The following is a 26,353-nucleotide window of genomic DNA, read 5'->3' on the forward strand; positions in this document are numbered from 1 at the left end:
TTTAAATCCTGATCAGACAGAATTGGGAAGTAAAATTATGTTTTTCAACCATTTGATTCATATTATCAAGGTTGTCTGTTGAAACTATATATTTTTTGGAGTGTCAACTCCATTTAAATAAGCCGATCATAACAATATTTTTTGGAGTGTCAACTCCATTTTATTGAAGAAGATAATCCACCTTGGCCAAGTGCATGCGCTCGTCGTATCACAAAGATTCCTCGGCACAAACTCTGCTTCCCTCCTGCTTTTGGGATATCTGTTACCGTCTGTACTCCACGATTTACAATGCAGGCCTATCTACTGAAGAAGGTTATTAAAGTATAGACTATGAAATGACGTTGAACCTGTCTAAAAAGGGATCTCAGTTCCAGTTACAAAAACCAAAAATAAAATAAAAATAAAAAATGACCCAAAAGAATCTTCATTTAACGATCATTTGGGACAGACTCTATATTATAATTGGCTCACACAAATTAAATTAAAAGGAAGCCCATGAGGCGATAATATGATCCCCCGATACGAATTATTCATCTTAAAATCACTTAAAGAATCGATTAATAATTTCTTGTCCATTCCCTTTTTAGAGTATTCAATCCATTTTTTCAATGCCCTTCAATTTGGATTGTAAAACCTATTGTTTGATATACTAATTATATGGAAAAACAAAATGAAGCTAGGAAATCAAAACATGGACTGACGAAAAGGGTGAAGAGACTCGCTCTCGAATCATTTCTGCTGCAGCCAAATTGATGTTTGAGAATGGTGTTTCAGGTACAAGCGTAGGGGATGTGCAAAAAGAGGCTCAAGTCAGCTCGTCCCAGCTATACCATTATTTCAAGGAGAAGCGAGAGCTGGATAAAGCCGTAATTATTTATCAGACTGAGAAAGGGTTTTTCGGGGATTTGAATACAAGAGAGCCCGCTTGGTATGATACGGGGTTTAAACAAAATCAGAAAATAAACCAATTCACCGAACAAACACTCGTAGCAGGCATCGACATTGCGAAGCGAAAACATTATGCATTTTTTGTCGATGATCAAGATTTTAATCAAACTTTTGTAAGTTATCAATCGTTTATTTAATACCAATTAAATATTTTTCTACTTACTTTAACATACCTTTATAAGTTTCATTATGAAAAAACCAGATCGGTTAGGATACTGGTTTAGAATACATTATATACATAACTGTTAATTACTTGTAAAATTTCACACGATCTTCAAGTGGTTGGAATTCTTTTTCACCTGATGTAGCTATTGGATTACCAAATGGCATTTGCGCAATAAGCTTCCAATTAGATTAATTCCATAGTAAAAGCGTCTTTCTTCAAGTGTAGTGTAGAAATCTTTTGTCATAATTTTACTACCTCCTATTTCTAAAATACTTCAAATTAATATAATATATCTCGAAATCAATATAATTTTAAATTAATAAAAAATTGTTGAAAATAATATTATATGTATCCCAAACAAATTCCATAGGAGGATTGCTGAAAGTTATTATTTTTCAATTGCTGTTTGCCCCATTGCAATAGCAATTCTATTCCAAGTGTTAATTTGATTAATTATTAGAACAAGGTCAACATACTGTTTTTCGTCATAGTGGTTACGCACTCGTTGATAAAGATGATCTGGCACACGTTTTGTCGGGATTAACGTTACGTGCTCTGTCAACTCTAAAGCTACTTTTTCTGCTTCTGTGTAGAACTCACACTCTTCCCAAGCACTAATACAATATATTCTTTCTTCTGTTTCACCCATTTTCATGACATCTGTTGTGTGCATATACATACAAAGTGGACAGCCGTTAATTTGAGAAGCACGAAGTCTAATAAGTTCACGAAGTTTACGCTCTATACCTGTAGTTGCCGTATACTTATCCAATTTCCCAATGATGTCAAGCGCGTCTGGTGCTACATTGTAATAATCAATTCTTTGTGTCAATTTTATTTCCTCCTCAAAAAGTTTATTCAATCAATAAATTATTAATTTGAATATTCACTTAAATAATTACCTGAATCCGAAATCCTTATTCACTTTTTGTATTAATTTACTGCATTTGCTCGGAGATTCCAAGCTCTCTAGACAGGAGACACTTTTGGCCAAGTGGATTCGTCAATGTTAAATTCGGAGCTTCTTACTCTTCTTTAAACCAAATTCGATATCTTCCTTATTATGTCCAAAAAGTTGCATTTTTACATCTTCAAGTACTTTTGTGACAAACATTTTCTTCTCCTAAATGAATTAATTGGAATGAAATCTGTGGATAAAAATAATTTTTCCAACAAAAATAAGAATGATGATAATTTAAAAAAATTGATACCTCCCTCTTTTATCGACCAGGCAACATGGTAACAACAAAGTATTCAAAATTCCATACTCTCATGACTCTTTATATAATAGATTAAAGATTAAAAATTGAAATAGTAATTATTATTCAGGAGTGAAAGTAGATGTTTGAAATTTTAATAAAAGATGAACAAAATACACCCATTTATCTTACGCTATATCGGCACATCCGAGACGCCATTCGAAATGGAGATATAACTAATGGTATGCGCCTGCCTTCTATAAGATCATTACAGATGCAACTGAATATCAGTAAAACGCCAATTGAAACAGCGTTTCAAATGTTAATCGCTGAAGGATACGTAATTAGCAAGCCACGATCGGGTTTTTACGCAATAAATCCAAGAGCTGTTTTGCCTACCAAACAATATGAACTCTATGCTGATCAGGAAATTAAAGGCATTAACTGTCCACCTTTTGAATCTAAATCGACAATTGATTTTGATCCTTCTGCTGTTGACCCACATTGTTTTCCTTTTCGAACATGGAATAAGATGTTGAAAGAAGCTCTTGAAAATTTTTCAATGGATATTGGAAAATATGGTGATCTTCAAGGAGAATCTAAACTTCGCGCAGCATTAGCAGATTACATATTTAAAGCGAGAGGTGTGCACTGCACTCCTGAACAAATCATAATAGGCAGTGGAATAGCTGATAGTATCCGAATACTTTGCCATCTGTTTAACGATAATTCACGAATAGCTTTTGAAGAACCAGGATATAACTTGGTACGTCAACAATTTATATTGAATGGTTTTGAAGTATTACCTATCCAAGTAGGGGAAAAAGGGATTTCAGTTAATGATATAGAAGGTAGATCCGCAAAACTTGCTTATATCACTCCTTCACACCAGTTTCCCACAGGAAGTATTATGCCTTTTTCAGAAAGGGAACAATTGTTAAAGTGGGCAATTAATAAAGATGCATTTATTATCGAAGACGATTATGACGGAGAATTCAGGTATATTGGAAAGCCTATCCCTTCTCTACAAAGTATAGATCAATATGACAGAGTGATATATATTGGTACTTTCTCCAAGGTATTTACACCAGCGTTACGAATGAATTACATGGTATTGCCACAAAAGTTATTGAACAAATTGAAGGAAAGTTCTTATCAATTCACATCCGCCCCTTCTCGAATCACCCAATGGGCAATGATTTCTTTTATAGAACAAGGACATTGGTATCGGCATATCCGCAGAGTACGTAAATTATATCGTAAAAAGCATCAAAAATTAATTGAGCTTATTCATGAAAATTTTCAAAACCATGTAAAAATTACTGGTCAAAATGCCGGCCTTCATATACAAATCACGGTTAACGCGAATCAATCCACAGAGACCTTAATAAAATCAGCAGCTGAAGAGGGAATAATGGTTTATGACTTTAAAAACATGTGGATGACCACAAGGACTGATCCTTTCCCAAGATTGTATTTAGGGTTCGCTGGTGTGAGTGAGAAAGACATGGAAAAAGGAATAGAGTTATTAAAGAAGGCTTGGTTACCCTTTCTTCTTAACAGTAACCCTCACGCTAATCTGACTTTTTAAATAGGACTAAACTGACTATTTATTAATGGTCAGTTTAGTTCTATTATTGAAATGATATAAATGATAGTTTTTTTGAAAGGATGAAGATAAAGATGGGCGAAACAATAAATTTAAAACATAAATTTGGGCTTGGAATAACTCCTCAACAGTTTATTGACAGTATGGAAATTCGAGTAATGGAGCAAAGCAAAATCTTAAATACCAAGGACCAATTTTTATACAACTATGAAAATTTTTCATGGGAAAATAAAACGGATAACTGGTTCTTTAATTCTTTTCATAATTCTCAAGATCTTTATTGCTTAATTCTTTGTACCGATTGGTGCCCAGACGTTATATGGAATGTCCCGGTTCTTTTCCGGGTTATGGAACAATGCAACATTCCTACAGAAGTATTATTAATGGAAGAACACCTGGAAACTATGGACGATTTTTTGACTGATGGAGTTCGTAACCAACCGATTGCTGTCATTCTGGATAAAAACGGTAATGTATTGGGGAGGTGGGGAGCTCGTCCTGCCTATATTCAAGCTGTCATGGATCGATTTAAAAGTTCCAATCCTGACAAGGGAGCTCCTGATTACAAAGAAAAAATAGGAAAAGTATATGGAGATATAGGTGAGTTGTATCATTCGACTCACTATCAGAATGTTATACTGCAAGAATTAACTGTACTTTTTTCCTCTATAAAAGACTTGGGATAAAGTTTTACTATTGTTAAGGAAAGAAGTACATGACGTACGCCCTAAGTGTACTAAGTCCCTATCTAAAACAATTTAATAACTTTTTAATGTTTCAAGTCATTACTCAAAATTTATATATCGATAAAAATAAGACGCTGAGGTTAACCCCAGCGTCTTATTTTTATGAACATAATATGAAAGTAGATATCATTTATCCCTCTTCCACCCCATATAGTTCCATAGCCAGAACTGTATTAATTTTTAATGGCTTTCTGGTAATGATTTGTTCCTTTTCTAATTCCCCTAAAAATAAACTAACGGTCTCTCTTGATGACCCGATCATACTTGCGATATCATGCTGGGTGATTTTGACCCCAACTGTTTGCCATTCCCCACTTCTTACACCAAAACGGTTACTCAACTGCATGAACAGTAAAAGAATTCGATATTTGACTTCTTTATAAGCAATACTTTCCGTTATTTGGTACATCTCTTTTAGTTTCGAAGTCAAGATGGTTATAAGCTTTAACGCAATATCAGGATTTTGACGAAGAAACTCTTCAAATCGCTCCTTGGTTAGCGTACAAACAAATGAATCGACCATCGTTTCTGCATAAATATCAGACTCTGTTAAGGAAAAACTAGAGGTTTCTCCAAAGACATTACCTTCACTTAAAAGATCAACCGTGAATTCCTTTCCTGTTGAAGATATCTTATATAAACGTACCTGTCCTTTTTTTAAGAAAAATAACGACCTCATTTGTTGAGTCGGACTTAAGATAATGGTACCTTTTTTAATAGGTACAGTTAGCGTCACTTCGTCTATTTTCTTTAATTCTTCTTCCGGTAGCTCATCTAGTAAATTAATTTGTGAAAGAAGCCTGAGTTTATCCATGTCTACACTCCTTTGTTATACCGTTTCATAATCATTTCATAATCTAGCCACTCATTATTTTCCACTAAAACTGGTAGCCCCTTATCCAATGTTAAGGTTCGGTCTACTTTCATCGTATCAAAAACATTGATTATTTCCACATTTATTTCTAGCTGGGTAAATAGCTTGATGACTTCTTGGCATTTCCAACAGCTTGGTAATATATATAAAACCATTTCCTCCTCACTCTTCCTTTTCATCATTAGTTGTCTTATCCTCTCCTCTATTGTTGCTGCAAACAATTTGTCTATATGGTCAACACGATTTTACACTTTTATTTTAAATGTAAATGTAAGATTGCCTAAACTAAATAAACTATCAAGTGAATTAAATCAAATGTAGATCCTGCCACTTCTCATGGACCGGTTTCCACCTCTGAAGGTAATACTTTTGATGACGAATGTCTGCTTCGTAAAATGAATGTAGGGGCTCTACAGAAGTATAGCTGTTCCCTTGGATATGCTTAATCTCTTCTAGTTTTTGAAGCATTTCACTCATCTGCTCTTCGTTTTCAAACAACAATAAAGATCGATACTTCATGGAACGAGGTGCTCTTGTTGTATTATGCTGCTTAAAAAATTGATTGACGATTTGCCCTAAGCTTAAAAGCTCTGCGTTAAACTGGACTTGTAAAACCTCTGTATAATCCATAGTGTTTTTCGAGGTCGGTTGACCTTCTTTTCCACCTGCGTACCCGATTCTCGTTCTAAGAATCCCTGAATGGTACCCAAAACGCGCCTCATGCCCCCAAAAGCAACCCATTCCAAATGTTACGGTATCCAATCTCATCACCTTAAAAAAATACATATCAGGGGAAACCGAATACAAGATGCCTACTTTATATCATCCTTAATTTTTATATTCTAGCTTCATATACGCGGTATAAATTTGACTGTTGCTTTTTAGAATAAACGTGGATGTATTTGGGTTAAAGTCCACTTTTAGATCTTCATCAAATAAATAGTCTGACTTATGTCCCAGTAGGACTGGTTTAAAGTTGGTGAAAAGGAATCGTTCGTTAATTTCTGAACTCAGTTCCTTCATCCCAACAAACGTTACCCAATCTGCTCCAATGGAGCACCCACCCAGGCTAGGATTTAACTGATACGCCTGTGCGGGCTCCTGACTAAGTCTCTCAATTGCCCTTTCTGTAAATAGAACGTTCATGGTGTTCCCCTCCTTTCTTCCCAATTTAACACAAGCCAAGGTCACAACCTTCCACATAGGATTTAGGATGATCATCTTGTAAATGCTCTATCATTCCTTCTTTTAAACTGTTCTAATTTGCTCCGTCACGTTAATCTGATTCTTCATCCGGATAGCGCCTCTCCCGGGTTTCATGAAATCGTTCCACGGCTAGCCGCCTTCAGTGACTCGCCCAAGGCAAACACAGAAGCGCTCAGCAAGACGAGATCCTTCAACAGAAATTGACCTGGCGCCGAAGAAAGGGCGGGGAAACCGATGCTCGGCTCAAAGACACCTGGCGTGGAGGCCATGAAACTCAGTGTCGTCAGAAATAGAATGCAGGAAAGAAACGCTCCAACAGCTGACAGCTTTGCAGACACAAAGCGGCTGAGAATGAGTAGGCCGACTAATAATTCTAATATACCCAATAGAGAAGAAAACGTACGAATTGAAAAATAGTTGTAAAGCCATCCAAGTACTGGGCTGTTGCTTACAAGAGGGGCAATCCCCTTCGCTTCGTAGGCCGTGAATTTCATCGCACCAATCCAAAAATAAACGATGGCCAGTGCAATAAACAATCCCTTTGTTCCGATGATCTCAATTTTTTGACCGAAAGCTTCAAATAACTTGAACATGAACGTTTCCTCCTTCGCCATTAGTGATAGTAAGTTTGTTATTGACCGAAAGGCTAAAAGAATGTTCCTCCATTTTTCCCTCGGACCCATGCATTTTTATCATATTAATTCACTCCTTTTGATAATTTTTTTAAAATCGGACACTGACTTTTAGGAACTCCAGAACCAGGGCTTTTTTCAACCAAACCTTCTACCAAGAATTTCATTTCGTTTAAATCACGAATCTTTTTTCAATTCCCTCAATATTTCCTGATGCAAATTCGAGCATTTCTTCCGAATGAAATTCTTTATCCCCGTTTGATGCAGCTAGTAGATCTTTAATTTCTTTCAAAGTAAACCCTAGATCCTGAGCTCGTTTAATAAACTAAATGTCTTGAATTATTTTTTGGGGATACATTCTGTATCCAGCATCACTTCCGGGTGGTGTCAGCAACGTTGATACTACCCCGAAACGATGGTTACTTCTCATTGCTTTTTCAGGCTTAGATATGGTTATTTAATGCTTCTTCAAGTTCTTCCTTAGACTTAAAACCAACCAAAGTATCTACAACCTTTCCATCTTTCATGAGTAGTAGAGTCGGAATACTCATGATACCAAATTTGTTAGCTGTTTCTTGATTTTGATCGACATCAATCTTTACAAACTTAACCTGGTTCCCCATGTCTTGATCAAGCTCTTCAAGAACTGGTGCAATCATTTTACAAGGTCCACACCAAGTGGCGAAAAAGTCAGCTAACACTATTCCATTGTTAGTTTCTGTCGTAAATGTTTGATCGGTCACGTTTAATACTGCCATCTCTTATCCATCTCCTTAAAATATGTAATATTCTTTTCCTTTATTTTAACCTTCTAAGAATTCCAATAGCTTTTGTTGGTAAAAAGTTAAAATAACAGGTCCTTTTTCCAATTCCTCTGATAAGGCTATTGTTTTTTCGGGTGCATCCTTTAAAGTGAAATTGGGAGCCTTTGTTCCTATTGCTAGTCCACTCACTTGTTCTTTGTTTGTTAGGTCATTACTGACCTTTCTAAATTATATCTAGTACCTCTTGAGATGCTTGTTGTTTATAATGCTCTACAACAGCCTGTAACTGATCATTTAGTGTAGCTTGTTGTATTCTCCTCCATTTCGTAAAACTTGGTTAATGGTATATTTGTTCTTACACTTATGAGCATAGTCTTTTTTTGTATATAAAAATGTTAGATGGCTAACATTTAGTCATTATATTTAAGAATTATTGGTGGAAATATTTTATTAATATAAAAATAATCTCCTCCCAGGGAAGAGATTCTCGTTTTCTCATTTAGCCTTTAAATTTTCTCAAGAGCTCTTCTACATAATGCTGGGCACTTTGCGCGCCAATGCTGCCATCACCAGTTGCGGTTACAATTTGACGTAATGTTTTTTCACGAACATCCCCTACAGCAAAGATACCTTCCACTTTTGTTTCCATTTGATCATTTGTCTCAATGTAGCCCATTGAATTCGTGATTCCAAGTTTCCTAAATGGTACTGTTAGCGGAACCATTCCTACATAGATAAATACACCATCTATAGTAAACTCTTTTTCAGCGCCATTTTCCGTCGATACAAGCGTCACTGACCCTACTTTTCCATTTTGCTCATTAATGGTTTTAACGGTTGTATTAAACATAACCTCAATTTTTTCATTATCAAACGCACGTTGCTGTAGAATTTTCTGCGCTCTGAATTCATCACGTCGATGAACAATCGTCACCTTATTTGCGAAGCGAGTTAAGTATACACCCTCTTCAACAGCAGAGTCTCCTCCCCCCACTACCACAAGCTCCTTACCTTTAAAAAAGGCTCCATCACAGACTGCACAGTATGATACACCACGTCCAGCTAGCTCTTTTTCACCACGTGCACCCAGCTTTTTATACTCAGCACCGGTTGCAATGATCACGGCGCGAGCTTTATATCTCTTTGAAGTGGTTTTGATCGTTTTATATTCCACACCACCTTCAATGTCTTTAATATCTCCGTATGCATATTCTGCACCAAACTTCTTTGCATGCTCAAACATCATGTTAGAAAGATCAGGACCTAGAATATGATCAAATCCAGGATAGTTTTCAACCTCTTCTGTATTGACCATTTGTCCACCAGGCACTCCTCTTTCAATCATTAAAGTTGAAAGGTTGGCACGAGATGCATAAACCGCAGCTGTCATACCAGCTGGGCCAGCGCCAATAATAATCACATCATAGATTTTTTCATTCGTCATCTTATCCATCTCCTTTTTCATTTGCAACTTTGAAAGTCTAATTTGAATTGTCTTACCTTAGGAAGTATAAACTAATTTGAAACATAAAAATGTTAGATGGCTCACATTAAAGATGGTTTATTTTATAAACAAAAAAAGGTGTTAAAACTATTGCTTGTAAACATATCTAGTTATTTTATAACATCATACAAGTGGGGTGCGAAGGTTGATTTTGTACATATAAATGAAATCATTCTTCAGCAGAAGTCGAGAATGGAAGCTTTCGAAGGGTATTCAGCAATAGAAAGAAATAGGAGAAACTTCCTAATAAAAGAGAATATTTCAATGTGTAAGCCTGATTACAGAATACATAGTGGTTATCTCGTATCATGTTGTTGTATAAGATAACTGAACACATATGGAAAGGAAGATAAATATGGAGAAAAGAATAAAAAATCAACCGGATTTCAACCGAATTATTGACTCAAAGGAACCAGTTGTCATCAAGTTCGACACAAACTGGTGTCCAGATTGCAAACGCATGGGTGCATTTATGGGAGAAGTATTAGAAGAATTCAATTCATTTCCGCTTTATGAAATGGATAGAGATGAATTCCAAGAAATTTCATCCACGTATAAAGTGATGGGAATTCCGAGCCTACTTGTATTTAAAGAAGGCGAGAAAATAGGCCACTTGCATAGTGCAAATGCCAAAACACCTGAAAGTGTAACTGAATTTCTAACAACTTATTTTAAATAAAAGCAAGGGACCGAGCAATGCGCTCGATCCCTTTTCTTAACTTCATGAATCATCATTTTTTTTTTTGAAGTTCCTTATCAACGTTGAATAATTCCGACGATCCTTTTATCAATTGAGGTTAAGGTTCATTTTATTCCGGGGATCTATTCAGCACCGGAAGTCATTCTATGTTAGTGTATCTTACTGGAGAGGCTACAAGGCGTTACCCAATCTTTTCTTTCTCTCAGCGAAAAAGTTGTTCTCTTTGTAACTTTTATTTGAGTTATTCAGAGCCGTTCTCTTCCCATAAAGTTTTTATTCTTACTTTTGAGAACAACGACTCGCACCCTTTGGAAGTTCGTTAGTTCCTAAGATAATGAAACTATTCTCATCATATCTAGTTTCTCAGGTGCGCAACATATCCGTTTGCATACCTTCTATTAAAGAATGGCTTCAGCCTTCGTTCTGCCGAATCCACCTGTACTTCAGCCCCTTGTAACCTGTCAATTATGACCCATGTATGAGTATTGACAGGATGGTTTCGGAAACATGGTTCCGTCATTCCCACCCTCTGATGTAAAGTTATGATCGATAATCCCCTTTATTTCCTGTAGAAAAACACTTTTAACAGAACTTGTCGTTTTGGCCTGATTGCTGAAGATAAAAATAATATTAAGTGTATCCGAAACAAATACTATAAGAGGATAGCTGAGAGTTATTATTTTTCAATTGCTGTTTGCCCCATTGCAATAGCAATTCTATTCCATGTGTTAATTTGATTAATTATTATAACAAGGTCAACATACTGTTTTTCGTCGTAGTGGTTACGCACTCGTTGATAAAGCTGATCTGGCACACGTTTTGTCGGGATTAACGTTACGTGCTCTGTCAACTCTAAAGCTACTTTTTCTGCTTCTGTGTAAAATTCACACTCTTCCCAAGCACTAATACAATATATTCTTTCTTCTGTTTCACCCATTTTCAAGGCATCTGTTGTGTGCATATACATACAAAGTGGACAGCCGTTAATGTGAGAAGCACGAAGTCTAATAAGTTCACGAAGTTTACGGTCTATACCTGTAGTTGCCGTATACTTATCCAATTTCCCAATGATGTTAAGTGCGTCTGGTGCTACATTGTAATAATCAATTCTTTGTGTCAATTTATTTCCTCCTAAAAAAGTTTATTCGCGGTGTGCGTTCCGGGATATGAGACATCCCAATAACTTCGTGGTCTGCTTGCACCAATTTGGGAAGCAGCAATTGGTCGATTAACCCAGTAGAACCTGCTACAAAATTTTCATAAGCACAACTGCCGACTTTGCTTTTCGGGGAACAATCAGCCCTTGAACCATCATCAATATCAGCGTGATAAGAATCAATCCCGATATCGCAAAGTCAAATTTATGTGTAGTATCATTAACCCAACCGACAAAGACCGGTCCGATCGCCCCGATTAAATACCCGACAGATTGTGTCATTGCTGCCCAGGATGCAGCCTCATGGGGATTTGCCGCTTCGTCTATCGGCAGCAATGTCCCTAGAGTAAATAGCATCCCGCAGCCAAACCCGCAAAAAAGAGCTGCCAACCAAGGAAGCGTAGCGAAAGAAATTAATATCAGCCCGATTAGCTGCAGAAATGAAGCTGAAAGAAGCCAGACCAAGCGGGAAGGGAAGCGTTTCAGCAGCATGTGAACCACCAGCCCGCTCGGTATTTGAATCAAAGCAAACATCGTAAGTAGCATTCCCGCGTAAAAGCGTGAGTACCCCGCACTTTCCATTATAGGCGGCAACCATCCCATCAAGGAATAAAAAACCAAAGCCATAAGTCCAAAATGGAAGGTTAACAGCCATGCCTTTTTATTGCCCCACGGCAAAGCCGACGTTTGAGAAGGTTCTGAAGACTCCTCGATTGGAGAATAGACTTGTTGTTTAACTACTGCATACCACACTGGAACAGCCGCGACCGCGACCAGCGCCCAAAAAGCAAGCGCCGTTTGCCATGAGTGTAATTTCATTTGAATAGGAGCGGACAAGCTGGCGCCCAGAGCTGCCCCCAGCGACAAGGCCAAAGAGTATAAAGCGATCATCATTGGAATGTTGCGGAAAAAATGCTTTTTTATAAATCCGGATAATAGAGGCCCCATCACAGCTATGCCAACACCTGTCAAAACTGCGGTAAGAAGCAGCATGGGAGCAGAATGCGAAACCATACGCAAAAGTGTGCCTCCCGTTATCATAACCAGTGAACAGGCAATCCCCCGTTCAAAGCCAATATGTTTGCCGAGTCGAATGGATAGCGGCGAAAGAAAACCCATGCAAAGAACCGGGATAGTGGTTAATAAACTGGCGGCAAATGCATTCATGCCCAGATCCTTTCGAATGATCTCAAGTATGGGCGCGATTGAACTAATCGTAGGTCTAAGATTCAGAGATGCCATAAATAGGGCGGCGATCAAAAGCCAGTCGACCGGCTTCGACGGTATTCCCTGAGGCTGTGAGTTTGCTTCACTATTTCGAACATTCCGTTCACGGGTTTGAATAAACAAGGTTTGAAGGTAGTTCATCGGTTTCATCTTCTTTCTGACAATTTCCATGTTAGCATGTAAAATGGATTCCATTAGATCCACTTTTATTTGAAAATCAGTACAGGACTTATTTGAAATGAAGGAGGCTTGCTTTATGCCCCGATGCACGTTGTCTGCTACAGTTGAATCGAAAACCAAACTAATCTATTCCATACTCGCGAACAGATATTTCAAGGTGTCTCTGCAGCCGGTGTTACCAGATCGCGGCAAGCTTGACGGCCTGTTCCATTGCTGCCCGGACAATCTCCTTCGCGCGCTCCGGTTGAAAATCATGGCCTTCAACGTACAGCGCTTGTATGTCGCGAATCCCGACGATTCCGAGCACCAAGCGCAGATAAGGATGGCTGTGATCCATGGTTGCTGTCGGCCCTGCTGAGTAAATCCCTCCGCTCGACTGGATGTGCAGCGCTTTTTTGTCGCGTAGCAATCCGACCGGCCCACGTTCCGTGTAATGGAACGTCTTGCCGAGGATGACGAAAGCGTCGATGAACGCCTTGAGCCGAGGGGGAATGCCCCAATTCCACATGGGGGAGACGAACACGTATTTATCGGCGTGCATCGCCATTTCGGTAATGTCGTTAAGGGCATTAACTTTCTGCTGTTCCACGGGACTCAGCTCGGAGAAGTCCAGGCGTTCATTTCTCAATTTCTCCCATGCCCGCACGACATCGCCATCGACCGTCTGGAACGCTTCTTGGTAGACATCGAATACCCGTACGACGTCGTCCGGATGAGCTTCCCGATAGGCTTGAAGAAAAGCCCTGCCGACCTTCTGTCCGACCGAATGGTCCGGCGACTTAGGGTTAGCGGTAATATACAATAATTGCGTCATGTTGCTGCCTCCTAGGTTTGTAATTGGATGAGCGGTAAAGGACGAGTGCGTCATCGTAAGCGAGAGTTCCCAGAGCGCGGCATCACGGTTGCAGGTCGAAGCGGGAACTGAGTAACTCGCGATAACGCGGGCCAACCAAGAAGGGCCTCGCGGCTAACGATGATCCACGAGGCCCGTTCACTATTTCTGAGTCCTTACGGACGAACGCGGACATGCTTGCGAACCATACACATGCCGCCATATTATATTTATTTGACCCACTTCACAACATCATCAAACGGAAGGCGTATTCTCGGTCCCGGCTCTTTTTTTCGATAGCCGAAGGCAATCATTAACGAGATGGTAAAGTGACCGTCCTCAAGCAGCCCTTCCTCGTCCAACAGCTGATTCATATTATCAATAGGAAAGCCTTCGATCGGACATGAGTCAATGCCGATTTGAGCCGCAGCCATCATCATGTTTGCAAGCGGTATGTACGTCTGCTTAATAGCCCAATCGGTAAGAAAGCGCTCATGATCCAGGAGCTTGAAATCATGTCTCTGGAACTCTTCAAAGATTTCAAGATGCCTTGTCAGGTGTTCCTTCGGAACGGCTTTGGACTGCTGCTCTTTCTGGTAGGCGGAGTCATATCTCATATCCAGATTGGTCCGGACCAGAATAATGACGAAGTGGCTGGCCTCCGGCAGTTTGCTGGCCGCTCCATACGAAATGTTTTTTATTTTGTTCCGAAGCTGTTCGTTTTGAACAACAACAAATCTCCACGGCTCAGTGCTAAACGAGCTTGGCGAAAGCCGGCCTGTTTCCAAAATAAATTCAAAATCATCATCGGAGATAGTTTTGTTAGGATCGAATTCTTTAGTTGCATGGCGAAAATGATAAGCTTTTAAAATTTCTTCCTTCTTGGTCATTGTCATGTATATTCTCCTTTTTAATTAACATTTAATATAGATAGTTGACACATGTACAACAATCGTCTTCGTCTGCCTCATTAAACCGTTTCAACCACTCGGTCCGCCCGGGGCATTGACCTCTTATACAAGTGATATCTAGTTAAAAGCATCGTTTCATCAGACTTGTTCTACCATAATCGATTATTCTGTTAATAAACGAATGATACAAAAATCGTTACAGCTTTTTTAGCTCTCGCAAAATCCCCTCTGGCTTTGACTTTGCATGAAATTCGGATTGACATAGGAGGAGCGAATAATGGCGCGCTCATCAATCATGAAAGTAGCCGGAACCGGCAAAACCCATTTTGAGGTATTGTTGTACTCCACCTCCAATATCGAATGATAGCTTGATTATAATTCTAAAAAAAACGAAGTTCTGTAATGTAGCTTACAGTTTTCCATTTTATTTTTGAAATTGTGTAAGCCGGCAGAACAATGTAATCTAAATGACCGATGCCGATTTGGTTGGCAAGTTAATCTGCAAACTAAACCGCCAAGTACCATTAAGTTATCAGCAGCCAATTTATTTTGTACTGGATGTGAGGAGAAAATTCGCTCAATTAATAAAATAAGAATACAAATGTAAAAGGAAAATATGGATGAAGATACTCGTTTTAGGAGGAACAGCGTTTTCGGTGGTCGGTTATTCTATTTATTACACGGGGATGGCCACGATGTGACCATTGCAACAAGAGGTCAGAATAAGGGTCGACAGGTGGTGTTCAAGGGAACGCATTCGCAGATCATCCATGCGGAGCAGTCGATCACGCAAAGATACTTGGCATAATGCATCCAATCACTTTGATAAATGGTAATACTCAATCAGATCTGCTGGCAGAATCGTTACTTTTTCACTTAATTAACGGATTCTATTTGAAGATTGCGAACGTTCATTTTATAATATAAAGAAACTGAAGATGCTTCTCGACGACTTAGATAAACTCCGTGGACTATACAATGTCATTTACGAAGGAGATGAACCAATTTGAAAAATAATTTCATCGAATACTGTCTAAACAAAAAAGGATCGATTAAGGATTATCCCTTAGGAACCGATCCACTCGCGATAAAAATTTCAGGCAAAATATTCGCTCTTTTTTATGAGGAAAAAGGGTACTTGGTCCTAAAATGTGACCCGGTGATTGCGGAAAACTTGAGAGAGCAGCATGAGGACGTTCGACCGGGGTATCATATGAACAAACAGCACTGGAATACGATTATTCTCGAGGGTTCTTTGCCAGAGTCGTTTATTTTTGAAATGATTGACCACTCTTACGATTTGGTTGTTAAAAGCTTTCCTAAGAGCATCCGGGAGTCTATTTAGTTTTGTAATTGTTGGAAATCTATATTACAAATCTATTTCTGTTTACTCATTTTTACATGACGCAGGCTGCGCTCCCTACCGCATAGGGCTCGAGTTTCCGGAAATCCGGATGTTGCGAGGTATAGGCCCGCAAATCGTCCAACTTGCGGCCGGGGAGCACATCCGGCATCATTTCGCCACGCAGATTGTGAATGCCTGTGTTATAGGGTGTCCTTTCTTGATAACAAAATCATCGACATTCAGGTCCAGATGACCGCTTACCTTCGTCTCTCCCCCATACTTGTTCGTAAATGCGTTCCTTTTCGGCCGGCAATAAATAAAATTCATGAGTGCTACTTCTCCTTCCAACTAGACATTGTCAAAGACACATTAAGCAATAACCGTTATTACAGTTAATAAATAAATTTCTAATTTTATAGAATATGTTCCAAAACTCGTATCTCTCTAAATACACAAATTTACATTTACTTACATCTATTATGCCGTTTTTGGACTAATCTCGGACTTACCCCGATTTAGAACCGTCAATAAGGTTTTGTATAAAATGTTACACATTTTTGAGAACGTGAGTCACGTTCTCTTTTTGTTGTTGTGGCAGGGTCTACTTAGAGGTCTAAAAAAAAGTAATATTTAAAAAGACGTTGGCAAATCAACGCTCAACGTCTTTAATGTCTATTTAATTTTACATAGTAACAGGGTTTTATCAAACTTTGTTTTAAATTATCAATAATCTAACATTTACTCCACTAAATGAATGTCCTACTAGCCCATCAGGAGGTTTCCCCCTGCTTTCTGAAGTAATGTTCGAAGATTTTCCACATTTTGCAGACTGTGGCGAGTTTGCGAACTTTGAAACTTCATCTCTTATTGGAATCCAATCGTTTAAATCCCTACCATATCCAGATTCAAATACTAAAGTTGGATTTTCGTTGTCTTCGCCAAAATACTCATAATACAGCCCAAATCCACCAATATCTAAGTTTTTGCACCTTCACTCATACTTTATCTGGGGATTGAGAACTTATTGCCAGCAGCTGTTCTCCTTTTTGTTTAATGTGGGGAAGCAGCTCCTGATACGCCTTGAGCTCCAGGTTACAATGGACACCAAGCCCCACTGTAAAAGGTTTATATAACAATGAAAAAGTCCTTGGAGAAGCCTCCAAGAACTCTAAATTTCTATTGGAACAAACCAAGATATTCCCCGTAACCCTCTTCCTGCAGTTTATCTTTTGGAATAAATTTGAGGGCCGCAGAGTTGATACAATATCGAAGCCCACCTTTATCACGTGGACCATCATCAAATACGTGTCCTAAATGAGAATCTGCCGACGTGCTTCTTACTTCTATCCGTCTCATTCCATGGGACGTATCTAGTTTTTCAAGTATCTCTTGATGCTTGATTGGCTTCGTGAAGCTCGGCCACCCACAGCCAGAATCAAATTTATCAAAAGAGCTAAATAATGGTTTGCCAGAGACAATCTCGACATAAATCCCTTCATCTTTATGATCCCAGAATTCATTTTGAAAGGGTGGTTCCGTTCCATTTTCTTGTGTGATACGATACTGAATAGGAGTAAGCTTCTTGATGTTTTTAGCCTGATGCTTTTTCCAGTTTTCCCGAATAAATCCTGCTCGTCCTGATCCTTCCTTATAAAGGTTATAATGAAAGGAATTCTTTTTATAATAGTGCTGATGATATTCTTCTGCCGGATAAAACACAGACGCCTCTTTAATTTCTGTCACGATTGGCTTTGAAAACCTTTTACTTTCATGTAATTTCTGCTTAGATTCTTCGGCAAGTCGCTTTTGTTCCTCTGTATGATAAAAAATGGCCGTTTTGTAGGACTCTCCTCGATCACCAAACTGACCATGAGCATCGGTAGGATCAATTTGCTGCCAGAAAAGCTCTAACAACTTCTCATACGGAAAAACGGTTGGGTCGAACGTAATTTGGACTACCTCATAATGACCCGTTGTGTTAGAGCATACTTCATGATAAGTCGGGGTCTCTTTATGCCCACCTGTATAGCCTGACACAACTTTTATAATACCTGGTAATTCATCAAAGGGTTGAACCATACACCAAAAACATCCACCGGCAAACGTAGCTAATTCATATTGTGTTGACATAAACAGACCTCCAGTATAGTCAATATACTCCTAGTTTAGCTAAACCTTATTTATTCTTCATTTTAAGAAAAAAGCTCTTAGTTCATAAAGGGATCCTTGCCAAACAGTAAGATTATTTTCTTCTCCAAGTAGATTGAATCTTAATAAAGTTTGTATCCTTTAAAATGTTGAATACTGGGCATCTTGAATCTGTTTTTTCTTTAAGTTCTTGAATTCTTTCGTCAGACTCGTCAGTATCAACAAGTGCTTCAATCGTAAGGGTTTGGAAGTATTGCTTTACGGATGCATCTCCCATTAACCCTTTTGGGTCTAAAGTGCCTTTAATTTTGAAGTCGATTCCATTTAAATTAAACTTCATTTCCTTTGCCGCCATGTTGGCAATTGCGTTTTCACAGCCTGCAAGAGAGCCTAGTAATGTATTTAATGGGTTTGTACCCTTATCATTTCCACCTAAGTTTTTTGGCTCGTCTACAAAAAATGTATGCGCTCCTGCCTTCACTTCAGTTGTTACTTTTTGAGATGTAGATTGAATATTAAAATTCAATAATGCCATGATTAGTTCCTCCTCTAAAATGTTTTTTTAACTTCTTACACTTAGGAGTATACTTTTAATCCTCTAAAAAAAATGTTAGGTGCCTTACATTTTTAAGAAATATTAAAATGAAGCAAAGGAAAGTTTAAGTATGTCAATCCTAACTTCGTGTCTCGATTGGAGCCTAATGACATTTAAGTGGTTTAAGAAACCTTTAATGTTATAGCAGCCCTAATAACAGGGCTGCTTTTCATTTTTTCTATTAATCTAACCCACACATATCCTTTGATTGCTCTTTTTGAATTCTCCCTCACTTCTCGGATAACCGACCAAAGGCGATCGTAGGCTGAATCCGGAAACTCTTGCATCAGATGAAGTATCGATCTTTAATGTTGTTTGAAAACGAAGAGCAGAAGTGTGGGATGGTTCAATAACTAGAATAGATTAAGCGAAACAGCTATACCTCTGTAGAGCCCCTACAATCATTTTACGAAGCAGTCCTTCGTCATCAAAAGTATTACCTTCAGCGGTGGAGACCGGTCTATGAGAAGTGGCAGGATTTACATTTGGAAAAGGAGTCAATAGTTGAATCAACCTTAGCTGCTAGGCTAAATGTCTTGCAAAGGTGGTTGAGGTTCACTAGTAGAACTTTGAGGTGATGAAATTGGATTCAGTAACATTTGGAATGGGTTGCTTTTGGGAGCATGAGGCGCGTTTTGGGTACCATTCAGGGATTATTAGAACGAGAGTCGGGTTCGCAGGTGGAAAAGAAGGTCAACCGACATCGAAAAACACGCTGTACTACACGGAGGTTTTACAAGTCCAGTTTAACCCAGAGCTTTTAAGTTTAGAGCAAATCGTCAATCAATTTTTTAAGCAACATAATACAACGGGAGCACCTAGTTCTAAAAATAAAAATCAGGGCAAATCGATTACAAGGTGCCTGATTTATATCTTCCTTAATTTTTATATTTTTGCTTCAAATAGGCCGTATAAATTTGATTGTTGCTTTTTAGAATAAACCCGGATTATTTGGATTATAGTCCACTTTTAGATCTTCATCAAATAAATATCTGACTTTGTTCCAGAAGGACTGGTTTATAGTTGGTTGATAGGAATTTAGGAAAAGTGACCTCCTCCTACTCCGCATTTATTGTGAAATCGACTGAAGGGCATTGTGGTCTACAATATTTAGTAATCTCTAATCGCTTTTGTTTCTCAAGTAATATTTCTAGATAAAGATCCAGCCATAATTATTTAATTTCGTTCAAAAAACTTAGTGTTCAGCGATCACTAAGTTGAACCACTGGGATACTCGATAGAAACCTTAATCCATCACTCTTCTGCGCCTTAATCAAATAAGGAAAAGTCGGAATTTCGATCGAGTAAAAAACTTCGATTTTTTACGTGTAATTACCCTAATGCTATATTATTTTGGTATGCTCCCTGATCTCCTTTAAGAAAATATTGTATTTGCAAACGGTTTGAAAATTGAAATCATTATATTCGCTATGGAATATGGGTATATTTCATGAATCAAAAAAACAATTAATGAAACCAATAAAATTGATACGTTTACCACCAAATATTTTTTTTTGTCCTTCTTTTTTAATGGTCTGATTTCAATAACCGGAATTATGATACAAATGAAAATAAACATTGAATATATAATCACGGTGTAAGCTCCTTACTTTCCTTCCGAATTCGTTTACTTCTAATAAACAAAATTAAACACATTATAAGAGGAATTGCGAATTCATATGAAAACAATGATAATATTGGATATATTCTTCCAACAAAAAATTCCAATTCAGCTGTATTATTAGATGTATAATAAGCAATTACAAAGGTTAATAATGCTACGGAAAATACAATGGGTTCATATTTGTCTAAATTAAGTAATTGTTTTATTGCTAAAATCGTACAAAAATACCAAAAAGCCACTTTTAAAGTTACTCCTGCTACCAAGAAAAACATTATAATTATGTCCAACCTTCTCCAAAGTAAATCCATCTCAATTAACTTTGCTACACTATAAACCGGAAAATCTAAATATTTAGTCTCCAACCCTAGGACCCCAAAAGTAATTATAGTAATGAGTGTAGTAAGTATCCCAACTACAATTAAAGTAATTATAATTGTAGTCTTAATATTTTTTTTATTGCCAGAAGTAAGGAATGGGAATATCATCGTAATTAGAATAACCTGCCCCATCCAACTACTAAGAGGTAGAGATCCCTTTAGTACAGGAGATAAACCTTCTGAGAGTAGGGGTTTTAACGGCACATTTAACAATGGAACTGCGGTAATGATGATTACAATAAATGAGATAATTAAAAATAGCATAACCAGTACATTTGTCCTTGCTAAGGCATTCATTCCCACTTTAGTAATGTATACAACAATCAAAAAAAAGACAATAAAGAATGTAAGAGTTGGTGTTTCTGGCAGAAAAATAGACTGGGTAATTGAACATCCCTGTTTAATTACTGTACTGTTAGAAAATATACAGTAAAGCACAAAACCAATACCTAAAATTTTCCCAATTATTTTGCCGAATAATTTTACAAATATCGTTATTAGGTTGTCTTGAGGGAATTTATTGTATAAATAAAAAACCATCATTCCTAGAATTGGCGCCATAAATGTGCTTACAATTTGTGAAATCCAACCATCTGCTCCAGCAATTTGTACCACTGTACTAGGAATGATTAATAAGTTTGTACCTGTTATTTGAATAAAAATTATCGAAGATAATTGCAGGTTGTTAATTTCAGCTATTTTCATCAATTCACCTCTATTAATGTACTGCACCTGATTGAGTAATTCTTGTTTTAATTTTAAGCTTGATGTTGGCGTTTTTATACACGTTTTTATACTCACCTTCTATTTCTTTCCATTCTTTTGGATTGTTAAGATATAGCAAATTCCCAAATCCGAAATAATCAATTTTTACATTTTTTTGTGAATGTTCTATGGTTTTTGTTGCTAATTCTTTTATTTTTTTGTTAAGTGATTTTTCTAATTCCTTAATTGTATCAGGCTTCCACATATTCTTAATACAATAATTTTCAGCCATCTTTGCATCAAATTCCAAAGATAGATTTATTTCAAAATTGCCAAGATTATTTACAAAAGAATCCGTTCTTTTTTTTTTATTAGTTAATTCAAATGTAATTTTTCTGTTTTCATTATCTAGACAATTTATCGTAACAGAGGAATAGTTTTTTTTTAAATTTAATAACCCAAAACCTTTTGCTTCATCTTCTTTAATTGTAGTTATATATTTATCTTTATTAAATATTGAGACACCATCTATACGCGGGTTTTCTCCATCTAATAAGATATGAGTAATTGTTAAGAATGGCTTTTTGAAAAATAAATTTTGATACACTTTGTGTATAGTGCTTACTTCACCAAGTCCATTACGCTCTGATGCCTCTCTGGCAATTAATTTTAGTGTTTCTCCTGGTAATTGTTGCTTTTGTAAATTATACAAAATCTTACTTGGGTTTTCTGTAATTGCAACTAGCATATCTTGTCTCATTTCAGTATCTCTTCTAAAAAAATCCAATTGACTACGAACCCCATCCTTCGCCATGTCCTCACTTATAAGAATTACAGAATTATGTGACCAATAAGGTTTTCTAGGTAAAAATTCGTTCAATTTTTTATTTGCTTCATAAATAGTTAGTCCTTCTACTTCCTTAGTTACCGGTATGGGCTCTTGAGATTTATTAGGCATTAAATACTGAATTATTATCTTATAATCACTATCTGGGTTCTTTTCTATACCTACAGCTGAAATCAAAGAAAGTTTATCCACTTCTTCTCTAGTTGCACAGGAACTTAGTATTAGTACGGTAAAGATTGCAAAAACTCCAAATAATTTCATTGATATTCACTCTCTTTATACTTGATTTTATTTTTCAGTTGTGAAGGCCTGACAAAATTAAACATTTCTTTAAAACTAGAAAAAGAAAGCTCAAGGTAGGGCACACCAAATGAACTCAATGATGTTATATGAATAAAAATTGCAATTATAGCAATCATTAAACCGAATAACCCTAAAAATGAAGTAACAATCATTAATCCAAATCTCAAAATCCGCAAAGGAATGGCGAAACTATACTTAGGAATGGCAAATGATGCTATACCTGTTAACGCCACGACTATTACCATAGCTGGTGATGCAATGCCTGCCTGAATAGCCGCATCCCCAATTACCAGTCCTCCAACAATAGAAATTGCAGATCCTACTGGCATTGGCAGCCTTATACCAGCCTCCCTCAATAATTCAAAAAACACTTCCATTAAAAGAGCTTCAAAGAAAGAAGAAAAAGGCGTTCCTTCTTTTTGCATAGCAATTGCTAAAGCTAATTCAGTAGGAAGCATTTCCAGGTGAAATGTAGTTATACCGATATAAAACGATGGTAATAATAATGCAATTAAAAAAGCAAAAATGCGTACTACTCTGAGTGTTGCACCAAGCCAATATCTTTCATAATAATCTTCCGAAGCTTGAAGAAACATTTTAAAGGTAGATGGCAAAATTAGAGCATGCGGACTTCCATCTACGATAATTGCAATTCTCCCTTCCATTACATCAGATACTAGTTTGTCAGGTCTTTCTGTATGAACTATTTGAGGGAATAGTGAGAATGGATGTTCCTCTAATCTTCTTTCAATTGATCCAGATTCATGTATGCTTTCAATATCAATTTCATCAAGGCGGGTCAATACCTTTTGAAGTGTATCTAGAGGTGCTTTATTTTCCATGTATATTACAGCAGTAAATGTTTTTGATTCGGTTCCAATTTTCTTTAATCTCACCTTTAAGTTTGCATTTGGTAATTTAGACCTTACCATAGCAATATTCGTCCTAATTACTTCTACAAATCCCTCTCTTGGCCCCCTTATTACAACTTCAGATTGAGGTTCACCAACTTGTCGAAAGGATTTCTTGGAATAACATACTAAACCTGCTTTACTACTATCCGGAAACAAAATTATACAGAATCCGTAAAACAAGTATGACATTATTTCTTGCACATCATCTGAAAAAAATATAGAGGTTGTTGGGAATACATCTTTTAAAATAGATTGGTCAATTTTTTCATTTTTTTTGGGGTAATGTTGAATTATTTTCTCAAATAATGACTCGAATACCATCATCTCATCAATAATATTTTCACAGTACATAAAAATTATTTCATTGCCTTTTTCTTTATAAGGATTTAATATCCTAAACTCTACATCCTCACAATGGTTGAGCCTTTGTTGAAAAAATTTAAAGTTCTTTTCCAAAGAAGTGCTAAGTTTTTCCATTTATTACACCTGCTTCTGTGTGATTCATAATTATTTCTTATTTGTCCATTTTGCCACTGGAGGTTCATTTAACCAGTCTTTTTTAACAAGCAGCTTAAAAACATCTTTAGAAAAGTCCTCAACATCTTCAATCAATTTTTTCAAAGTTTTTACATGTTCCTTTTTATAGCTTGAGGTCACAGCACTTTGTAGATTATTAATACCAATAGGATTTAAAAACATTATTAAATTTGTCACTAGTCGATCTGATAAAGGCGCTTCATTTGATTGATAAACTAGGGACTCTAACCCTGTTGAAACTATTACGCCATTTTGTTTAAAGAGATCAGATAAAACTGAAACCTGATTAAATGCAAGTTTTTTCCCTTTTATTACTATTTGCTTTGTGTCCATATCACTAACAATTCCTGAAAAGCCAGTACATAACGCTAAACCAACATTATTACATTGCAATGAACTAAACATATGAGATATTTCAACAGTGTTTAATGGTCTTTTCTGTGTTGAAGCAACCTTTAATAAGTTGTCCTCTCTTACTTCTGTTTCTGTAAAAGCAAATGATTTATTCTGTAAAAGTCCTTTGTTTTGTAATAATTCGAATAATAATAAGTCAATTTGCGACAATTTATTTAATATTTCCTTATAAAAAACTTTAACTTTATAATCTGTAAGTTCTGAATATTGGATTGCCACCTCGCGCATTCCATTTCCAGTAATGTGCTTTAATATTTCAATTATTAATTGATCAGAGAAAACTCTAGAATTAATATTCAGTATATCTTCTTCACTAAAGAAATTTTTGCAATTGTATTTGATTTCAGACAGTAATCGCTCTGCTTCTTTTTCTTGATATGTAGACAATGAATAAATTTCTTTTAAAATTTTTTTCAAATCCTCATCTTCAATCGTTGATTGAAAATATTTTAAAAGTACATTCACCATATTTGAACTTGATTGTAGGTACCATAGAAAGCCTTGTTCGTTTACATTCATTTTCATATCCCCTTATCATTTTAGTTTCATTTTTAAGTTTGTGACTAATGCGTGAAATTATTCATTACTAGTTAGTTGCATTAATCCTTATTTTTCAATTTTTGTATTTTTAACTTTGCAGTAAGTCCAACAAATTATTTTCCGACAGAATATTTTCAATATTTATATTTCATGGGGATAGCAGCTGTAACAGTTCCTCAGTTTTTTTAGGATGAAGTTAACATAAGAAATGTTAATAGTTTTTCAAATATTGTTCTATGGAAACTGAAAATAATCACTTTATAATTTCCAAGAAGAGGGCTATTTGACAAATTCCTTAAATAAAAGCAGGGCCGGAAAAACAAATAGTTTTTTGGCCCTGCTTTTATGGTGTGCACTTCTCAAGGAAATGAAGCAGACCGATGTATTCCAGTTTTTCATATCTGTAAATCGTATCGGTCTATGAATTACAAACAAAATCGTACTCCGTGACTATTAGTACAGAAGAACACACGCGAAATTCAAAATAGTGAATGATTTAAAGAGAGGGCAAAAGAACACTTGATGCTCTAGATCTGACATATGAAGTAGATGGCCAGAGGGCGACTTACTCATTTTAATTATTGGTTCTCTAATGTCCGAAGTGGATCTAAAACTTGTCCGAGATGGTTCTATTTAAAAACAGTAAACGTTAACAGAGCTTAAAACTAAGAGGAGACCTCTCTAAATTAGGAGATTTAGAGAGGTTTGCTTTATTTGCTACTCTTTCGAAAAGTATTTCCGGGTATCTTCTCGTATTTGTTGGGGTAAGACACGATTAAGCTCTTCATTTAACCATGAAAGTGTTTTAGTACGTAAATAATCACGCATTTTTTCTTCTGCAGAGAGCATAACTAAATTGATGGTGCAAAAGGAGGGAGCTGAACAGCAGTTTTCTCTATATAAATAACCATTATCTTTAATATTTTTACATTGAAAAATAGGCTTAGGACCTTCAATTGCTTCTACAACATCCCAAAAGGAAATATCATCAGGGGACTTGGATAACCTATATCCTCCCTTTACACCGGGGACAGAACTTACAATACCAGCCTTAGATAATTTACCGAAAACCTTTGAAAGAAATGTCTCAGAAAGTCCTTGGAATTCTGCCAATTCCTTTATCCCAACACTTTCCTTAGTAGGAACATCAATTAAATAAACCAGACAATGTAAAGCATATTCAACTCCGACACTATATTGCATAAAACTCACCTACTTTTGATTAATGATTTTCAAAGTGAACCTAAGAAGTTTATAGAATTCTAGTCAAATAAAAGAAATCTCTTTTGGTGAATTTTATTCATTTGACAAAAATAATTATAGCATATATTATGGACAATATTAATCGTC

Annotated in this window: 26 protein-coding genes and 3 pseudogenes; 6 read left to right on the forward strand and 23 right to left on the reverse strand. The window is 36.7% G+C overall.

Annotated elements, in window-relative coordinates:
- Positions 1 to 731: 731 nt before the first annotated feature.
- A pseudogene (locus V6B33_RS14570) lies at positions 732 to 851 on the forward strand (TetR/AcrR family transcriptional regulator); the annotation flags it as partial.
- Positions 852 to 1,197: 346 nt separating this feature from the next.
- Here the strand turns inward: V6B33_RS14570 and V6B33_RS14575 are convergent.
- Together V6B33_RS14575 and V6B33_RS14580 are read right to left on the reverse strand one after the other, a co-directional pair.
- Positions 1,198 to 1,302 (reverse strand): annotated as a pseudogene (locus V6B33_RS14575) (nitroreductase family protein); the annotation flags it as partial.
- Between the two features lie 200 nt (positions 1,303 to 1,502).
- Positions 1,503 to 1,946 (reverse strand): carboxymuconolactone decarboxylase family protein, encoded by a 444-nt coding sequence (locus V6B33_RS14580; protein WP_334218484.1) that lies wholly within the window; start codon positions 1,944 to 1,946, stop codon positions 1,503 to 1,505.
- 509 nt (positions 1,947 to 2,455) lie between these two features.
- Here V6B33_RS14580 and pdxR point away from each other — a divergent pair.
- Together pdxR and V6B33_RS14590 are read left to right on the forward strand one after the other, a co-directional pair.
- Positions 2,456 to 3,904 carry a MocR-like pyridoxine biosynthesis transcription factor PdxR gene (gene pdxR / locus V6B33_RS14585; protein WP_334218485.1) on the forward strand — a complete coding sequence of 483 codons (1,449 nt, stop codon included), beginning with the start codon at positions 2,456 to 2,458 and terminating at the stop codon, positions 3,902 to 3,904.
- A 92-nt stretch (positions 3,905 to 3,996) separates the two neighbouring features.
- On the forward strand, positions 3,997 to 4,608 hold the full coding sequence (locus V6B33_RS14590) for a thioredoxin family protein (RefSeq protein ID WP_334218486.1): 612 nt from the start codon (positions 3,997 to 3,999) through the stop codon (positions 4,606 to 4,608).
- A 190-nt stretch (positions 4,609 to 4,798) separates the two neighbouring features.
- On the opposite strand, the gene V6B33_RS14595 is transcribed toward V6B33_RS14590, so the two are convergent.
- The 8 genes from V6B33_RS14595 to trxB all read right to left on the reverse strand — a co-directional run bounded on the left by V6B33_RS14595 (position 4,799) and on the right by trxB (position 9,597).
- The gene (locus V6B33_RS14595) at positions 4,799 to 5,482 is read right to left on the reverse strand and encodes a Crp/Fnr family transcriptional regulator (protein WP_334218487.1); all 684 of its coding nucleotides are present in this window, start codon (positions 5,480 to 5,482) and stop codon (positions 4,799 to 4,801) included.
- Between the two features lie 2 nt (positions 5,483 to 5,484).
- Positions 5,485 to 5,724 carry a hypothetical protein gene (locus V6B33_RS14600; RefSeq protein WP_334218488.1) on the reverse strand — a complete coding sequence of 80 codons (240 nt, stop codon included), beginning with the start codon at positions 5,722 to 5,724 and terminating at the stop codon, positions 5,485 to 5,487.
- Between the two features lie 124 nt (positions 5,725 to 5,848).
- The gene (locus V6B33_RS14605) at positions 5,849 to 6,304 is read right to left on the reverse strand and encodes a peptide-methionine (S)-S-oxide reductase (RefSeq protein WP_334218489.1); all 456 of its coding nucleotides are present in this window, start codon (positions 6,302 to 6,304) and stop codon (positions 5,849 to 5,851) included.
- Positions 6,305 to 6,370: 66 nt separating this feature from the next.
- Entirely contained in the window at positions 6,371 to 6,688 is a 318-nt protein-coding gene (locus tag V6B33_RS14610; protein WP_334218490.1) for an iron-sulfur cluster biosynthesis family protein, read from the reverse strand.
- A 170-nt stretch (positions 6,689 to 6,858) separates the two neighbouring features.
- Positions 6,859 to 7,341 carry a YkgB family protein gene (locus tag V6B33_RS14615; protein WP_334218491.1) on the reverse strand — a complete coding sequence of 161 codons (483 nt, stop codon included), beginning with the start codon at positions 7,339 to 7,341 and terminating at the stop codon, positions 6,859 to 6,861.
- 211 nt (positions 7,342 to 7,552) lie between these two features.
- Positions 7,553 to 7,672 (reverse strand): hypothetical protein, encoded by a 120-nt coding sequence (locus tag V6B33_RS22070; protein ID WP_442915539.1) that lies wholly within the window; start codon positions 7,670 to 7,672, stop codon positions 7,553 to 7,555.
- Positions 7,673 to 7,823: 151 nt separating this feature from the next.
- A complete protein-coding gene (gene trxA, locus V6B33_RS14620) occupies positions 7,824 to 8,138 on the reverse strand; it encodes a thioredoxin (RefSeq protein ID WP_334218492.1) in 315 nt (104 codons plus the stop codon).
- 505 nt (positions 8,139 to 8,643) lie between these two features.
- Complete coding sequence (gene trxB / locus V6B33_RS14625; RefSeq protein WP_334218493.1) at positions 8,644 to 9,597, reverse strand: thioredoxin-disulfide reductase; 954 nt, start codon at positions 9,595 to 9,597, stop codon at positions 8,644 to 8,646.
- A gap of 388 nt (positions 9,598 to 9,985) precedes the next feature.
- On the opposite strand from trxB, the gene V6B33_RS14630 reads away from it, so the two are divergent.
- Positions 9,986 to 10,327: a thioredoxin family protein gene (locus V6B33_RS14630; RefSeq protein ID WP_334218494.1), complete on the forward strand. Its 342-nt coding sequence runs from the start codon at positions 9,986 to 9,988 to the stop codon at positions 10,325 to 10,327.
- A gap of 697 nt (positions 10,328 to 11,024) precedes the next feature.
- Here V6B33_RS14630 and V6B33_RS14635 read toward each other — a convergent pair.
- The 4 genes from V6B33_RS14635 to V6B33_RS14650 all read right to left on the reverse strand — a co-directional run bounded on the left by V6B33_RS14635 (position 11,025) and on the right by V6B33_RS14650 (position 14,639).
- On the reverse strand, positions 11,025 to 11,468 hold the full coding sequence (locus V6B33_RS14635) for a carboxymuconolactone decarboxylase family protein (protein ID WP_334218495.1): 444 nt from the start codon (positions 11,466 to 11,468) through the stop codon (positions 11,025 to 11,027).
- Positions 11,469 to 11,594: 126 nt separating this feature from the next.
- Positions 11,595 to 12,926, reverse strand: coding sequence for an MFS transporter (locus tag V6B33_RS14640; RefSeq protein WP_334218496.1), 1,332 nt, complete (start codon positions 12,924 to 12,926; stop codon positions 11,595 to 11,597).
- 160 nt (positions 12,927 to 13,086) lie between these two features.
- Positions 13,087 to 13,725 carry an FMN-dependent NADH-azoreductase gene (locus V6B33_RS14645; RefSeq protein ID WP_334218497.1) on the reverse strand — a complete coding sequence of 213 codons (639 nt, stop codon included), beginning with the start codon at positions 13,723 to 13,725 and terminating at the stop codon, positions 13,087 to 13,089.
- 248 nt (positions 13,726 to 13,973) lie between these two features.
- On the reverse strand, positions 13,974 to 14,639 hold the full coding sequence (locus V6B33_RS14650) for an NAD(P)H-dependent oxidoreductase (protein ID WP_334218498.1): 666 nt from the start codon (positions 14,637 to 14,639) through the stop codon (positions 13,974 to 13,976).
- A 1,021-nt stretch (positions 14,640 to 15,660) separates the two neighbouring features.
- Between V6B33_RS14650 and V6B33_RS14655 the strand changes: the two genes are divergently transcribed.
- Positions 15,661 to 15,999, forward strand: a complete 339-nt coding sequence (locus V6B33_RS14655) for an MmcQ/YjbR family DNA-binding protein (protein WP_334218499.1) — start codon at positions 15,661 to 15,663, stop codon at positions 15,997 to 15,999.
- A 168-nt stretch (positions 16,000 to 16,167) separates the two neighbouring features.
- Here the strand turns inward: V6B33_RS14655 and V6B33_RS14660 are convergent, their stop codons facing one another.
- The 4 genes and pseudogenes from V6B33_RS14660 to V6B33_RS14670 form a co-directional block, all read right to left on the reverse strand.
- Positions 16,168 to 16,326 carry a hypothetical protein gene (locus V6B33_RS14660; RefSeq protein ID WP_334218500.1) on the reverse strand — a complete coding sequence of 53 codons (159 nt, stop codon included), beginning with the start codon at positions 16,324 to 16,326 and terminating at the stop codon, positions 16,168 to 16,170.
- A 674-nt stretch (positions 16,327 to 17,000) separates the two neighbouring features.
- Positions 17,001 to 17,124, reverse strand: a pseudogene (locus tag V6B33_RS22075) (redoxin domain-containing protein); the annotation flags it as partial.
- 51 nt (positions 17,125 to 17,175) lie between these two features.
- A complete protein-coding gene (msrA, locus tag V6B33_RS14665) occupies positions 17,176 to 18,129 on the reverse strand; it encodes a peptide-methionine (S)-S-oxide reductase MsrA (RefSeq protein WP_334218501.1) in 954 nt (317 codons plus the stop codon).
- Positions 18,130 to 18,241: 112 nt separating this feature from the next.
- Positions 18,242 to 18,682: an OsmC family protein gene (locus tag V6B33_RS14670; protein WP_334218502.1), complete on the reverse strand. Its 441-nt coding sequence runs from the start codon at positions 18,680 to 18,682 to the stop codon at positions 18,242 to 18,244.
- A gap of 643 nt (positions 18,683 to 19,325) precedes the next feature.
- Between V6B33_RS14670 and V6B33_RS14675 the strand changes: the two genes are divergently transcribed.
- A complete protein-coding gene (locus V6B33_RS14675; RefSeq protein ID WP_334218503.1) occupies positions 19,326 to 19,682 on the forward strand; it encodes a peptide-methionine (S)-S-oxide reductase in 357 nt (118 codons plus the stop codon).
- Between the two features lie 650 nt (positions 19,683 to 20,332).
- Here the strand turns inward: V6B33_RS14675 and V6B33_RS14680 are convergent.
- From V6B33_RS14680 to V6B33_RS14700, 5 genes are all read right to left on the reverse strand, one after another.
- Complete coding sequence (locus V6B33_RS14680) at positions 20,333 to 21,448, reverse strand: GerAB/ArcD/ProY family transporter (protein WP_334218504.1); 1,116 nt, start codon at positions 21,446 to 21,448, stop codon at positions 20,333 to 20,335.
- Between the two features lie 13 nt (positions 21,449 to 21,461).
- Complete coding sequence (locus tag V6B33_RS14685) at positions 21,462 to 22,556, reverse strand: Ger(x)C family spore germination protein (protein WP_334218505.1); 1,095 nt, start codon at positions 22,554 to 22,556, stop codon at positions 21,462 to 21,464.
- Positions 22,553 to 23,989: a spore germination protein gene (locus tag V6B33_RS14690; RefSeq protein ID WP_334218506.1), complete on the reverse strand. Its 1,437-nt coding sequence runs from the start codon at positions 23,987 to 23,989 to the stop codon at positions 22,553 to 22,555. Before V6B33_RS14690 ends, V6B33_RS14685 begins: the two co-directional genes overlap by 4 nt.
- 30 nt (positions 23,990 to 24,019) lie before the next feature.
- Positions 24,020 to 24,982, reverse strand: a complete 963-nt coding sequence (locus tag V6B33_RS14695) for a DUF3231 family protein (protein ID WP_334218507.1) — start codon at positions 24,980 to 24,982, stop codon at positions 24,020 to 24,022.
- Between the two features lie 738 nt (positions 24,983 to 25,720).
- On the reverse strand, positions 25,721 to 26,206 hold the full coding sequence (locus V6B33_RS14700) for an RrF2 family transcriptional regulator (protein WP_334218508.1): 486 nt from the start codon (positions 26,204 to 26,206) through the stop codon (positions 25,721 to 25,723).
- Between the last annotated feature and the right edge of the window lie 147 nt (positions 26,207 to 26,353).

Source organism: Mangrovibacillus sp. Mu-81 (assembly GCF_036867415.1).
GTDB lineage: Bacteria > Bacillota > Bacilli > Bacillales > Bacillaceae_B > Rossellomorea.